Consider the following 13,556-nt stretch of genomic DNA (forward strand, 5'->3'; position numbering starts at 1 on the left):
TGAATAAGATGAAAAAATTATTAATTATAGCCCTCAATATCATCATTATAGGTGGCGCACTGTTTCTGGGGTATCAGAAATACCAGGAGTACTTCAGCAACCCTTGGACTCGCGATGGTCAAATAAGGGCCAATGTGATCAAGGTGGCTCCTCGAGTATCAGGCCCTCTGGTGCAGGTTTATATCAAGGACAACCAGTTTGTGCATAAGGGTGATCCACTGTTTCAGATCGATCCTAGCACCTATGAAGTCTCGCTTGCCCAAGCAGAAGTTGGTTTGCAACGAGCCAAGTTGAGCGCACAAGGCAGGAAGATAGAATTCGTTCGCCTTAAAGATATCAGGGCGAAAGACAGGGGAGCTGTTTCCCATAAAGATTTGATCCGCCGTGAGATAGCCTATGAGGAGGCTAAGCTTAAGATCAAGGCCGCCGAGCAGCAGCTGAAGGCAGCCAAGATGAATCTGGCTTTCACTAAGGTTTATGCTTCGGTGGATGGTTATGTCTCCAATATAGACATTCAGCTTGGTACTCAAGCTGTGATGAATCAGCCCCTTATCGCCCTAGTCGACAGTAATAGCTTCTGGGCCTTCGCCTACTTTCGTGAGAGCGAACTAGAGCAGATCCATATCGGCAGCACGGCCATGGTCACTCTGATGGCCCATCCAGATAAGCCTATCGAGGCCAAGGTGGAGTCGATAGGTTGGGGCATAGCACCTAAAAATGGCACTGTGGGTTATAACTTGCTGCCTAGTGTGAACCCTGTTTTTCAGTGGATCCGTCTGGCACAGCGTATTCCTGTGCGTATAGCTTTAGATGAGCTGCCCGAGGGTGTTGAGCTGAGATTTGGTTTGTCGGCTTCGATCATGGTGCTCGATGATGACTAAGAAAATCAATCAGGAAAATAACTTCTACTACATGACTTGTGCGCTTATTGGCTTGCTAGTGAGCTCATCTCTGGTGGAAGTGATGCCGAGCGGCATCTTAGAATATGCGCTCGAAGGTGTGATAGGAGTGACCTTTTTAATCTGCATCTTGAGTCTGCGCTTCGATCATCGCTGGAAGCGCTTTATGCAGGTGCTGGCCCTGTGCTGGGTTATCGCATCTGTGCTGAGGCTGGTGCTGGGGATACAGGAGATAGATCTACTGGTATTGCTGATCATGTTTGCCTTCTTCTGGGGAACATTCAAATCAATCTCTAGGCAGATATTATTCACCGGCAGTGTGGATGGCAATAAGGTGGTGGGGTCTGTGGCTCTGTTCCTCCTTATAGGTCTGATGTGGACCATAGCCTATCTGCTAATCATGGAGTTCGCGCCAAATTCATTTACCGGCATGGGTCCGTTGCCATGGGGAGAAAACTTCTCTCAGATGGCTTATTTCAGCTTCGTTACTTTAACTACATTAGGTTATGGGGATATCAGCCCCATCAGTTCATTTTCACAAGTCGTCGTTTATATGGAAGCTATTGCAGGCGTATTCTACATGGCAATAGTGGTAGCGAGTCTAGTGAGTTCAAACCAGGGAAAAAAACATGGCTAATCAAGAAGGAAATAATCGAGTGGGAAATCAGCAGAGTAAAATTTTTGTCAACAATATGATGGAGTCGGCAATCCGCATCGGCTTGCTGTTTATGCTCGTCCTATGGACGTTTGACATCATAAGACCCTTCGTCATTCCCGTGTTGTGGGGTGCCATCATAGCAGTAGCCTTGATGCCATTGACCCAGAAGTTAGAGAAGGCTTTCAAGGGAAGACGCGGACTGGCTGCTACCGCAATGGCGATTATTGGTATCGCCCTGCTGGTCATTCCATTTGTGCTGGTTTCAGGTTCAATATTCGATGGCGTCAGCCACGCGATTGAGGTGTTGCAAAGCGGTGAGGTTAACATCCCAGGTCCAACCCAGAAGGTGGCCGATATTCCTGTGATCGGTGACAAGCTTTATGAAATTTGGGCCTTGTTCTCCACTAACCTAGAGAAAGCTGTGCAGCATTTTCTGCCAGAAATTAAGACGGCTGTTGGCACTATAGCTTCGGTTATCGGCAGCAGCCTAGCGACTCTGATGATGTTCATCATCTCTTTGGCTATCGCGGCAGGTTTCATGTCTAATGCAGAGAAGATCTCTGGGGCCATTAGCACAGTAGCTGTACGTGTTGTAGGTAAGAATGGTGAGCAGTGGACGACACTCACCGCCGCGACGATACGCAGTGTTTTGCTTGGGGTTGTCGGCGTGGCATTTATTCAGTCCATGTTAATTGGCTCTGCAATGTTCGTATTTAACGTACCTGCGGCAGGTCTAATCACTTTAGGTGTGCTGATCTTAGGAATAGCTCAGCTGCCGGCCCTTATCGTGGTATTACCTGCGATATTTTATGTATTTTCTACCCAAGACACCACATCGGCAATCATCTTCACAGTTTGGGTGTTGCTGGCAGGCGTGTCAGATAGCTTCCTTAAGCCTATGCTGATGGGACGCGGCGTAGATGTACCTATGCCAGTTATCTTAATCGGTGCCATAGGTGGCATGTTGGCAGCAGGGATCATCGGCTTGTTCCTTGGCGCTGTCATTCTTGCCATCTGGTATGAACTATTTATGGCTTGGTTAAAGGCCGATAAAGCACCAGAGGCAGAGCAATCTCTGGCTATTGAAGGCGAGCCTAAGCTAGAAGCCGTGGTTAATCAGGCTAAATAGATAAGTATTCGATATCAGTGAACTTAGCTTAGGGCTTGGCTGGTTATCAAAGGAAAAAGGAGAGCTTAGGCTTTCCTTTTTTATGGGCACGAAAAGCTGAATATCGATAGTCTTTGTACTTGGAGCCGCTTTAGGTTAGCGTTAACTTATGCACCGCAAGAGACTCATATAGCACTATGTTAGATGCCACCTGTACCTTAGATGAGACTAAGACGGTTACTTATACCGTGTTTAAGTTTCAGACGCTTAGCGATGCGGAAATTGAGATGTATCGCCAGTCTCTTATCTGCCCAGCCTGTAGTGGCAAGGCATACTTCCGCAAAGCCTCGAAAGATGGCAAGGCGGCCTGCTTCGGTTCTCGTTATCATCTGCCAGATTGCAGTGAACTTACCCCGTCAAAGGCAAAAGTGCGTGAAGATCTTGCCGTCATCGAAGTGAATCAATTACTGGTTGATAGCGAAGCTCTGGTAATCAATTTCTCTAAGGGTGCCGCAGGGAAACACGCTAGCTCAAAAGCAGACGCTAGTGACACAAGAGGTAAGGCTAAGCCGATTATCATTAATGACATTCCCAAAGGGGCTGGCAAGGTCAATGCTGGCTTAACAGGTACTGGCTCAGATAAAGCACAGCTCCAAGATGAGCATTCTGCCATGAGCCGAGTCTCCTCTGAGGGATTGGAAACTCTGCTTCATAGTCTGCTTAGAGGCAGTGACTTGGCCGAATCAGAACTTTGGGTCTATACCGATGAGAAGTATCGTTGGCGGGCCAAGAATCTGTTTGTTAACTTTGCCGATGCAGAGCCTACGGATAACGGTGCGCCGCGTATGTACTGGGGAACCCTCTCTCACAGCGATAAACATATGCACTGGCTCAATCCCGCCGATTGCAGGGATGTGGGGATCCCCATCGAAGATTTTCAACAGGCCTTGTGTAACAGGTTCGATATCCATGAACGCCGAGATCTCGAAGGGGCGGGGATCATCATTTTTGGTAAGTGTTTTTTCAATAAAGATAAAACCCGAAAGATCATTCAGCTATGGGGCAAAGATATTAGTCGGATTGCGATCTCCAAGTTAGACGATGACTAAGTATTAAGCTAGCCTTGGCAGGCAGAACATCCCGAGTATTTTATTACTCAATCCAAGTGCAACGCAAAGTGAGACGTGTTTAAGGTTTTTTGGCATTTTGCGAATAATAATCTTATTAGATTGGTCTTTTTAGCCATTGGCTATTTGAAATTAAAGGCATTTGGGTGAGTAATAATCTCAAATCGTTATCTTTTTTTATTTACTCATAAACTTGGGTGAGGCAATAGTGCTAATTATGCAACTGGCCTATATTGGCACAGCATATGCTGCATTAAAGTCTAGCTGTTTATATCCGATATAAAGGGTGTAGATGGGTCATCTGAGGTGTCTATTATGTCAGTTACCATTCAAGAAAAATTTGCCGAGCCCGAGTTGCATTTTAAAGTTAATCATCATCTCTACGAAACTTCTAACTCATACCGTTGCAGAGTGGATTACGTTATCAAGTTGCTCGCCGCTGAAGAGCTAGAGCAGGCTAACGGAGCTCATTGTGCTAAGGAAGATGTGATTAATTTGGAAAAGGATTTTATTAGAGGTTATAACTAGCTAAAGTGTATTTAGACCTGTGATATCAACAAGCCTAGATTGATTGGTATTAGCGAGTCACAAGTAGAAGTTACTCGCTAATACTCAGTGCTGAATAAATAGTTACTAGCGGGTCGTGTATTTATGCTAGTGAATATGATTGTCGAATATGAGCTAGGTTCTGTCTTGTTAGATGCCTTGTTATATGTCTAGTTATTAGCCCTATCGAAAAAGATAAATACACTTGTTACTCCATTCAAATGAGCCTTCTCTAAGATTTCTATTCCTTAAGGCCAATGCTTGGCTTGCATGACTAAGAGTTATATCTCGCTAACAACCACAGCCCCCGAGAGCAGGCATAATAACAATATGCTATAGATATTTTATGCCTATTGGGATAACTTGACTCATCTAATTACCCGTATAAATAAAGGGTTCGAATGTCCTCAGAAAATACCAAGGTATTCTTGTTCAGTTTATTCCTCTTACTGGCAGCAATCGGAGTTGGGTTTGGTCTGTATGTGAATACTGATAAACATGATCCCAGTAAAAGCTTAGTGCCTCTTGTTATCGGCTCTTGGGTGAAGATCCCCGGAATTTGCGATGGTAAGACCCATTATGATGAGCTGGTAGAGATTTTGTCTAAACAGTCGATGAAGGTTAAGGGCAAGGTGATAAACATAGTCGATTTTTCCATATCTAAGACTGCCCCGATTAAGATAAGCTGTGATGCTGTGGGGGATGGAGACATGTTCGTGCAAACTTCATTTATGGCGGATAAGTTTTTCCGCTATTACCTGGGGAAAATAGGTGACTACACCATAATGAAAAGTGTGGCGCCAAGGAGTGAGCTCTGGTTTAAACTCGATACTCATTTTCAGCAAAAGCTGCAAGCTATGAGCGATATTAACAATGGCTCTAGACTCTAGACCCGTGAGATCAGGCAAGCCTACTATTGGCAAAACACCACTTTAGGATACTAGTAGATATAGCTATGAAAACTCAGATGTTAAAGGGCATATTGATTCGTTGGAACGATGACAAGGGATGCGGGTTTATCAGGCCGGATGCATCTCATGTGGATATGGCTACCTTACATGGTCCTGCCAGCGAGCAGGAAATATTTATCCATATTTCCGCCTTAAAACATATGTGTAGACGGCCCGAATTAGGAGACACCATCTTCTTTCTGATTGAGACTAAGCTCGACAGTAAACTCAATGCCATCCAAGCTTATATTGAGGGTGTTGAAGCCAATACTGCTAATGGAGAAAACACTAAGCCCTACCTAGGTAATGGCAATAGTAAGATACCTATCTCAGCAACTGGGGTCATTACACGGCTATTCATCATAGCCGTGGTGCTTATAGGTGCTAGCCTGACTTACCAGACCTTTACTGATACCACTAGGCTCATAAGCCAAACTCAGTAATCTATTTAAGCTCACGGGCTCTTTTTCTTCAGCCCCAGCCCCTTAGCTTTGATAACGTTCATGGCCGTTTCACCGAACTGATATAGACCTAAGCCGGAAATCACAAACATGGCACCTAAGATTAAGGCACCGGTAATAGTCTCGCCATTAAGCTGTGCACCTAACATCATGGCGAACACAGGTGTGATTAAGGTCACCAGAGCGACGGTACTCGCCTGCAGATTCTGCAGAATGTAGAAGTAAGCGACAAAGCCTATCAAGGATCCAAACACCCCTAGATACAGAATCGACCAGAGCGATCTCTCCTGCCATGTGTCTATTGGCAGAGTGCCGTCGAATATCAACCAGGCCAAGGCAAACATAGGTGTCGAAAACGCTAATGCCCCTACAGTACTGGCAATGGGGTGAATATTGATCTTGATGGTCTTAATTAATACGCCGCTGAGACTAAAGAGAAACACAGCAGTCAAGATTAGCATCAAGCCTATCCAGCTATCTGAGCCTAATGACAGCTTAGATGAACAGACAATCCCTAATCCGATAAATGCCATTGCTAGGGCTAATAGCTTCATGGGGCCAAATTTGGCCTCACCGAGCAGTCTCTGAGCCAGCAACCCAGAAATGAGCGGTGACAGGCCGAAAATCAGTGACATGGTTCCCGACGCCAGATATTGAGCCGAGAAATAGCTGAGTAACATACCGCCGACTATACCTATGGATGAGACGCTATAGAGTTTTATCGCCGTCTTGGTCCATGGCAGTCGAATGCGGGTTATTAGCAAGAGCAAGCTTCCCAGTAGCAAGGCTATCGTCATTCTTAACAACACAGCCATGGTCGGATGAACTGACTCGCTGCTCCAGACTATGCCTAGTGGCGTGGTTGACCAGATCAAAACCACAGATAAAAAGGCTGCGGGAACCTGTCTGGGTAATGTTGCCGGGACTTGCATTGTCATCTTGTACCTCGCTTACTTTGATATAAACAATTTGAAGCAAAACATCAGTCTTGAGCATCAAATTAGTGGTAAGCCGAGAAGAGAGCGGAGCGAAGAAGGGGAGTTATCTGCCGCAAGCTTTCTTTTGCGGCTGGGTAATGGTTTAGGCTAGCTTTCTATTCCATCTCATCCGCGGGCTGATTAAGCCACACACAAGTAATCACACGAGTATTGGCATTCGTTGCGACTAGTCGCAACTGAACTAATACCTGTTTATTGAGATGACTTGTTTGAGATTGAGTTAAAAGCATGGGCTAAACCGTGTTCCTAAACTTGGACGTTAAGTGAACATTGATAGTGTATCTCTTCAGGAGTGCTGTCAATTGAAAGTCTAATTTATTTATTGCTAATAAAAGATGAAGCTTTGGACGAGTTTTTTTGGAAGGTAATAATTTTTTTAAACAGAATTTAGCAGGAGATGTTAAATTTATCAGGACGCTAAAAAGTCGAAAGGGGCATTGCCCTTCAGCACATGCCCCTTCTGTTGTTTGCGGTTATATGAACCTTTCCCTTTCTTAGGCTTTTCGGTCCTCATTCTAAAAAGTTCGCTGGTGACTAATGCCTTTAAGGCGTTGTCTTTGATTATGCCGCGGCCGCTATCATGTTCCATAACAGCACAGGTATTGCGATGTTTAGTCATCGAATATTCCTATTTAATTGAATTTTATCTTGTTAATGTCAGCTATAAAGCGAGCCATAAGCCTTAGCTCACTGAGCGAACTATAATCCAGCTTTGAAGCCTAAGTAAATAGCTTTTACTCGATACATAGGAGAGTGCGCAGGAAGAGGTTGGCCCAAGTGAGAAAAAAAGCCCCTTCTTGCTTTAACAAGAGGAGGCATAGGTCATGTGTTAACTCGTTACTTAATAGAGAGGATTGATGCAGAGACTTAATGCAGTTGCATAGGCAACTTATTAGGCTCTAGAATTTTTCTCGCTATGCTTACCTTAGCTTTCACGCTAGCGCCCTGAGCTTTAATCGGTGAACTAGTAGCAGGTGCCGAGCCGACAGTATTGAAGTATTCGATATCGATAAGCTCATACATGTTCCAACGCGGAGCTATCAAGTAGCTAAACTCATCAGTAGAGTTGGACTTACGCATTTCATGCTCTTGAACATAGATGCGCTGACCTAAACGGCCATCGACGACTTTTAATAATGTCCATTCTCGATAACGACATCGACTTGATCGATATTCGCTGCAAATAAGGCGTCTTTTTGAACCTGACTCAGTCCTTCTACTCCACTTACCATTGGATAGGAGGTATAGCCTTGATCTTGAGAGTAAGTCAGTAAAATATCGCCACTATTAATCGACCATTCAAACTCTAGAATATCGAAATTTGATGCTCTTTGACCTGTACCATTTTCTGCAAACTCATAACGGCTACCAAAGCGTGCGATGAAAGAGGCTGCCACAGGAGTGGTCTGATAGTAGAGTGACGGAACATCTGCAGCCTCAAGGGGAGGTGTCAATGCTGGATCTTCCACTATGGCAATAATTGTCTCTTCGATAACACCAGGAGTTGCCTGCTCTATGCTTTCTAGTAAAGCGTTATATTGTTCTGGATCGGCAAGCACAGACAGTAAATCTGTAGTGCCTTGGGGTAACAGACTGACTTCACTGTTGATCAAGATCTGAACCACTGCCGCTATTTCGATTAAGGCATTAGGATCAATCTGACTCTCTATTAGCTTGATGGCATCGATATTGGTTGGCTCTGTGCCACCATTTTCGGCAACGAGTAAGGTATAAAGGGCAGTCGATACGGCTGAGACTGAGATTTTTGGTGTATCTCCCACGGCTTGTGTCGAAGCCTTCAGTATTTTAGAACTGGATTGTGCCTGAGTAATAAAGCCACTGAGCTGCTCAAGAGAGGGCAAAAGAGAGGCGAGTTGTAGTGAAGATTCATTGCTGGCGATGAGCTTCACACTAGAACTAAGATCGACATCATCATCTATTGCTAGATTTAAAGAGAAGTTACCATTTTCATCTGCTGCAATAGAAGCTGACTCACTGCCTACAGTCGCAGAAATTAGGGCGCTGGCATACTGAACCCCCACAACTTGTCCTGCAAGCAGGTAGTGAGTTTCTATTCGATCTATGTTTGTCTCGGCAATGAATTCGGTAACGGCACCTTCATTATCTGTGACGTTAACGGTGAAACTGATGGGGCTATCGACTGCGATGCTGGGAGTCGTGAAAGATATTTCAGCCGTGTCACCACCAGTTATAGCGAGAGCTGGACCCGCTGTTTGCACCCAGGCGTATTTAGCTATGCTGCCATCACTGTCGGTAGCGATAACTGCTAGGGTCGAAGAGGATTTTTCAACTATGGGTGAGAAATTAGCACTAACTGCTGGTGCCTTGTTTTGGGTTTCAATTTCTATGGGGGTGTCATCATCTGAGCCACATCCGCTAAGGAAGGCGCTCGTCACGAGTAGAGAAAGTATGCTTCTTTTCAACATGATTACAGATCCTTTAATCAATGATGGGGAAAGACACAGTTAACATTTCAGACCAAGGGGGAGGATTTCCATCTGCTCATCCATTAGTACTAGCTAGCTGTGACCTTAGTTCGAAAATCATTCTAACTACAAATGCACTACTTTTGTATGATTTTTGTAAATAATTATGAGTTTTATTGATTTCTTGTTGTTGGTTTATTGTTTTTTGTTTCAAAGGGTAAAGGCTGGTGGGCTTGTATTAATACTCATCTGGTACAAGGTTTAAGTTTGTTTTTAATTGCTATCTCGCTTTGCTTCGTGTCATGAGAGCGCCGCAAGCGGCTTCGAGTTGCGAGGACGTTCGCAAGCTCACTGCGAGAACGCAACTTCGTTGCTTCGAGGAAAATATTTTTCTTTTTCTCTCTTTCTCGTTGTCTCGCTATCTCGCCTTCTCGCTCCCTTTGCTAGCAAGCAGATGTAAAAGGCTCAAACATAGGAAAACTCCGACCTAGATCACCTTTTTATGCTGATTGGGGTAAAGTAGAGCTTATGGTTTAAAGAATACTTTTGCCTCTTGGGCATGGGAATAACGATGAGCAGTGTGAAAATAGATCTGGGCTTAAGTTTCGACAACAGTTACGCAAAAAAACTAGAGGGTTTTTATGCTGACTGCCAGGGGGCCAAAGCGCCACAGCCTGAACTGGTGAAGTTAAATACTTCATTGGCCCATAGCATAGGTCTTAGCAATACTAATCCTGGGCAATTAGCCGAGGTTCTTTCGGGGAGCCAATCGCCAATCGGTGCCAGTCCGCTAGCACAAGTTTATGCCGGACATCAGTTTGGCGGCTTTAGCCCTCAGTTGGGTGATGGTAGGGCGTTATTGTTGGGAGAAGTGTTAGATAAAGACGGTAATCGTGTAGATGTTCAACTTAAGGGGTCTGGGCGGACGCCATTCTCACGAGGGGGTGATGGCAAGGCTGCGCTAGGTGCAGTGCTGCGCGAGTATGTGGTCAGTGAAGCTATGTTTGCCCTCAAGATTCCCACCACCAGGGCGTTAGCTGTCGTCACTACCGGCGAGCAGATCATGCGTACACAGGAGTTGCCAGGAGCTGTTTTGACTCGCGTCGCCGCTAGCCATATACGTGTTGGCACCTTTCAATATTTCTCATCCCGCGGTGAGCAAGACAAGGTTAAACAACTGGCCGACTACGCCATTGAGCGTCACTACCCGCAGCTAAAAATCAGCCAACAACCTTATCTGGACTTTCTTTGTGCGGTTTGTGACAAGCAAGCCGAGTTAGTCGCTCGCTGGTTACTGGTTGGCTTTGTTCATGGTGTGATGAATACCGACAATATGACGATTTGCGGCGAGACCATAGATTATGGCCCCTGTGCCTTTATGGATGACTATGATCCCCAAGCCGTATTTAGCTCAATAGATAGAGACGGACGTTACGCTTACAATAATCAGCCTGTTTTAGCACAGTGGAACCTGGCTAGATTAGCCGAAACCTTGCTGCCCTTAATAAGCGATGATGAAGCAGTGGCAGTGGCGAAAGCTACCCAAGCAGTCACGGAGTTTATGGATGTGTATCAAGGTTATTGGCTAACGGGTATGCGAGCAAAACTGGGAATATCTAACGAGGAGGAAGGCGATTTAGCCCTTTGCGAGCAACTGCTCGAGTCTATGGTGGGGCAAGAGGTGGACTTTACTCAGATGTTCCGTCAACTCGCCAGAGATCTTGAGGGCCAAAGCCATGGGAGTGATCAGTTATTTAATGATGCCGATAGGTTTATCCAGTGGCGGGAGTCATGGATGGCGCGCTTATCACGAGCAAGCCTGCCAATGTCTGAATGCGTTGCCATGATGGATGGGGTAAATCCAATGTATATTCCTAGAAACCATCAGCTTGAGTATGCCATCGAAGCGGCAGAGCAGCGCGCAGACTACCAGCCATTTGAGCAATTGATTGGGATACTCGCCAATCCATATACACCACAAGATGGAGCCGAGGAATATGCCAAACCCGCTCCCGCGAGTTTTGGTCGTTTCACCAGTTATTGCGGTACTTAATGCTAGATACTATGTTGAAATTCCCTAAGAGTTAGTCGGTATAAATCTAACATTCCTGGTGAATGTTAGATTTTCACTAGAAATGTCAGCTTGTTAGATTGTTAATAACACTTCCCCTATTTAATACTAATGTCAGCTTGAATTTGACATTAGTATGCTCATTGGTGTTTATACGGTATTGAGCGTTCAAGATATAATCGGACAGCTTGTTTTTTTAATTCATCGTTAAATTAGTCGATTGACCTTAAATCCTGATGTCAATCAGTGTTTATCACTTATATTTCCGCCTTTGCAATTGTTTATCTCTATATCTCCTCGTTTTTTGATTTTTCCCCCACAAATAAACTGTTACACATTAGCTCACATACGTAACAACTTGTAATTCGGTGTAGAAAATGTGAATTGTAGGTGTTAGATTGTGTCGAAACATGGATGAACTCAAAAGCTTTCACAGCTAATTGAGAACACCTGCATCGGGATGATGCGTCTAGTAAGAAACATGTTGGCTTTTTTTGTTGGTAGTTGGTTAGTTTTCTCATTTTATTAATCTGGTTGTTCTCTTCACGAGTATTGCCTATCAGCTTGCTGCGCTCTTTTTGGGCTCGGCGCTGAAGTATGACTGCTGTTCTCAACGAATTTAATTTTAGCTTTTATTTTTTTAATCTTAAATTCCACAATTAATACTGATGCTTACATGGTTATCCAGTATTGCCATTATCCCCAGTCAAGATCTCGGGGCGTGCGGTAGCTATGCCTAAGCCTTATTGCTTAGTCAGTAAACCAATCAAGTGCCTATATCCGTTAGCCGCCGCTTTTGTGCCGCCGCTTTTGTGCCGCCGCTAGAGTGAATAACTAGATGAGTCAAAAATGAGAAAGCGAAGCTCGATACAGATCATGGTCGATACCGTGCACGCCTTGATGATGCGAGAAATTAAAACCCGCTTCGGCTCGAATCGCCTAGGGTATTTCTGGGCGCTGGCGGAGCCCATAGGTCAAGTCGCCATTTTGGGGCTGATTTTTAGTTTGATGGGGCGCAGTAGCGTGGCCAATATTCCCATCGCCCTGTTTCTGTTTACCGGCAAGCTGCCCTTTAGCTTGTTTACTAAACTCTTGACCCAAATCACGGCCGCGGTCGAATCGAACAAGGGCTTGCTTAGCTACCGACAAGTGTCGGCTATCGACCCGGTTATCACTCGAGTGCTGATAGAAGTGGCAACCTATTTGGTGGTGTATCTGATTATTTTTGCATTTATGGCCTGGCTTGGTTTCGAGGTACTGCCCGACGACTTGCTGGGAGTACTGGCCGCAAGTGGCTTGCTGATTATTTTCTCCGTAGGGATAGGGTTAATCTTTTGTACTGCCGCGAGCTATTGGAAAGACACTAGCAAGCTGGTCGGCATGATCACCATGCCGATGTTTTTTGTCTCCGGTATCTTCTTTTGCGCCACCAGTATCCCGCCCCAGTATTTGTATCTGTTTGACTGGAATCCAGTATTTCATGCCATAGAGCTGGGTCGTGATGCATCTTTTAGCGCTTATACCACTCCTATCGGCAGCTGGCTGTATCTCAGCCTATTGGCATTAGTGAGTTTTAGCCTAGGGCTCGCAATGTTTCATCTAAGTCGAATGAGGTTTCTAATCACATGATCCATTTCGAAGGGGTAAATAAGTATTACCCGACTAAACAGGGGCGTCACTATGTGTTTAAAGATCTAAACATCAGTCTGCCTACAGACCGAAATGTAGCTATATTAGGTCCGAACGGCGTGGGTAAATCGACCTTAATTCGCATGATGGGCGGCGCGGATATGCCAAATTCTGGCCGCATACATTCGGAGAAAAATATCTCCTGGCCACTAGGGCTACAAGGGGGGCTACAAGGCTCTATGACAGCCCGAGAGAATGTACGTTTCGTGGCGCGAATACATGGCTACAAAAACACTAAGCCTATAGAGCAACAGGTGCAAGATTTTGCCGAAATTGGCAAGTTTTTCGATGAACCGGTAAAGACTTATTCCAGTGGCATGCGCTCGCGTATCACTTTTGGTCTCACCATGGGCTTCGATTTTGACTTCGATGTGCTGCTTATTGATGAGCTGGGGGCTGTGGGTGATGCCAACTTTCGCAAGAAGAGTGAACAAATGCTGCTGGATAAGTATGACAAGACCAAGTTGATCATGGTGAATCACTCCATTGTCGGGCTGAAAAAGTTTTGTGATTCTGGGGTGGTCATTAAAAACCAAGGTTTATATTTTTTTGAAAATGTGGATGATGCTATACAGGAATACCAAGAGGTTTACGTCAAATAA

General features: G+C 45.0%; 14 protein-coding genes. 10 read left to right on the top strand and 4 right to left on the bottom strand.

Features of this window, described 5'->3' with window-relative positions; genetic code table 11:
* The first annotated feature begins 8 nt into the window (after positions 1-8).
* The 7 genes from SVI_RS02865 to SVI_RS02895 all read left to right on the top strand — a co-directional run bounded on the left by SVI_RS02865 (position 9) and on the right by SVI_RS02895 (position 5,731).
* Positions 9-881 carry an HlyD family secretion protein gene (locus tag SVI_RS02865; protein ID WP_013049885.1) on the top strand — a complete coding sequence of 291 codons (873 nt, stop codon included), beginning with the start codon at positions 9-11 and terminating at the stop codon, positions 879-881.
* Positions 871-1,536: a potassium channel family protein gene (locus tag SVI_RS02870; protein ID WP_231847767.1), complete on the top strand. Its 666-nt coding sequence runs from the start codon at positions 871-873 to the stop codon at positions 1,534-1,536. The genes SVI_RS02865 and SVI_RS02870 overlap by 11 nt, the downstream gene beginning before the upstream one ends.
* The gene (locus SVI_RS02875) at positions 1,529-2,686 is read left to right on the top strand and encodes an AI-2E family transporter (protein WP_049791019.1); all 1,158 of its coding nucleotides are present in this window, start codon (positions 1,529-1,531) and stop codon (positions 2,684-2,686) included. The genes SVI_RS02870 and SVI_RS02875 overlap by 8 nt, the downstream gene beginning before the upstream one ends.
* 176 nt (positions 2,687-2,862) lie before the next feature.
* The gene (locus SVI_RS02880) at positions 2,863-3,774 is read left to right on the top strand and encodes a hypothetical protein (RefSeq protein ID WP_041419616.1); all 912 of its coding nucleotides are present in this window, start codon (positions 2,863-2,865) and stop codon (positions 3,772-3,774) included.
* 333 nt (positions 3,775-4,107) lie between these two features.
* Positions 4,108-4,320 (top strand): hypothetical protein, encoded by a 213-nt coding sequence (locus SVI_RS02885; protein ID WP_041419617.1) that lies wholly within the window; start codon positions 4,108-4,110, stop codon positions 4,318-4,320.
* Between the two features lie 419 nt (positions 4,321-4,739).
* Positions 4,740-5,228 carry a hypothetical protein gene (locus SVI_RS02890; protein ID WP_013049890.1) on the top strand — a complete coding sequence of 163 codons (489 nt, stop codon included), beginning with the start codon at positions 4,740-4,742 and terminating at the stop codon, positions 5,226-5,228.
* A 65-nt stretch (positions 5,229-5,293) separates the two neighbouring features.
* Positions 5,294-5,731: a cold-shock protein gene (locus SVI_RS02895; RefSeq protein ID WP_041419618.1), complete on the top strand. Its 438-nt coding sequence runs from the start codon at positions 5,294-5,296 to the stop codon at positions 5,729-5,731.
* Positions 5,732-5,742: 11 nt separating this feature from the next.
* On the opposite strand, the gene SVI_RS02900 is transcribed toward SVI_RS02895, so the two are convergent.
* From SVI_RS02900 to SVI_RS02915, 4 genes are all read right to left on the bottom strand, one after another.
* Positions 5,743-6,687, bottom strand: a complete 945-nt coding sequence (locus SVI_RS02900; RefSeq protein ID WP_013049892.1) for a DMT family transporter — start codon at positions 6,685-6,687, stop codon at positions 5,743-5,745.
* A gap of 469 nt (positions 6,688-7,156) precedes the next feature.
* A complete protein-coding gene (locus SVI_RS02905; RefSeq protein ID WP_013049893.1) occupies positions 7,157-7,366 on the bottom strand; it encodes a ribosome alternative rescue factor ArfA in 210 nt (69 codons plus the stop codon).
* Positions 7,367-7,614: 248 nt separating this feature from the next.
* Positions 7,615-7,827, bottom strand: coding sequence for a hypothetical protein (locus SVI_RS02910; RefSeq protein WP_013049894.1), 213 nt, complete (start codon positions 7,825-7,827; stop codon positions 7,615-7,617).
* A gap of 50 nt (positions 7,828-7,877) precedes the next feature.
* Positions 7,878-9,194: a PKD domain-containing protein gene (locus SVI_RS02915; RefSeq protein WP_041419619.1), complete on the bottom strand. Its 1,317-nt coding sequence runs from the start codon at positions 9,192-9,194 to the stop codon at positions 7,878-7,880.
* A 571-nt stretch (positions 9,195-9,765) separates the two neighbouring features.
* On the opposite strand from SVI_RS02915, the gene SVI_RS02920 reads away from it, so the two are divergent.
* From SVI_RS02920 to SVI_RS02930, 3 genes are all read left to right on the top strand, one after another.
* Positions 9,766-11,247 (top strand): protein adenylyltransferase SelO, encoded by a 1,482-nt coding sequence (locus SVI_RS02920; protein WP_013049896.1) that lies wholly within the window; start codon positions 9,766-9,768, stop codon positions 11,245-11,247.
* An 867-nt stretch (positions 11,248-12,114) separates the two neighbouring features.
* On the top strand, positions 12,115-12,894 hold the full coding sequence (locus SVI_RS02925) for an ABC transporter permease (RefSeq protein ID WP_013049897.1): 780 nt from the start codon (positions 12,115-12,117) through the stop codon (positions 12,892-12,894).
* Positions 12,891-13,556, top strand: coding sequence for an ABC transporter ATP-binding protein (locus tag SVI_RS02930; protein ID WP_013049898.1), 666 nt, complete (start codon positions 12,891-12,893; stop codon positions 13,554-13,556). Before SVI_RS02925 ends, SVI_RS02930 begins: the two co-directional genes overlap by 4 nt.

This window comes from Shewanella violacea DSS12 (assembly GCF_000091325.1).
Taxonomy (GTDB): Bacteria; Pseudomonadota; Gammaproteobacteria; order Enterobacterales; family Shewanellaceae; genus Shewanella; species Shewanella violacea.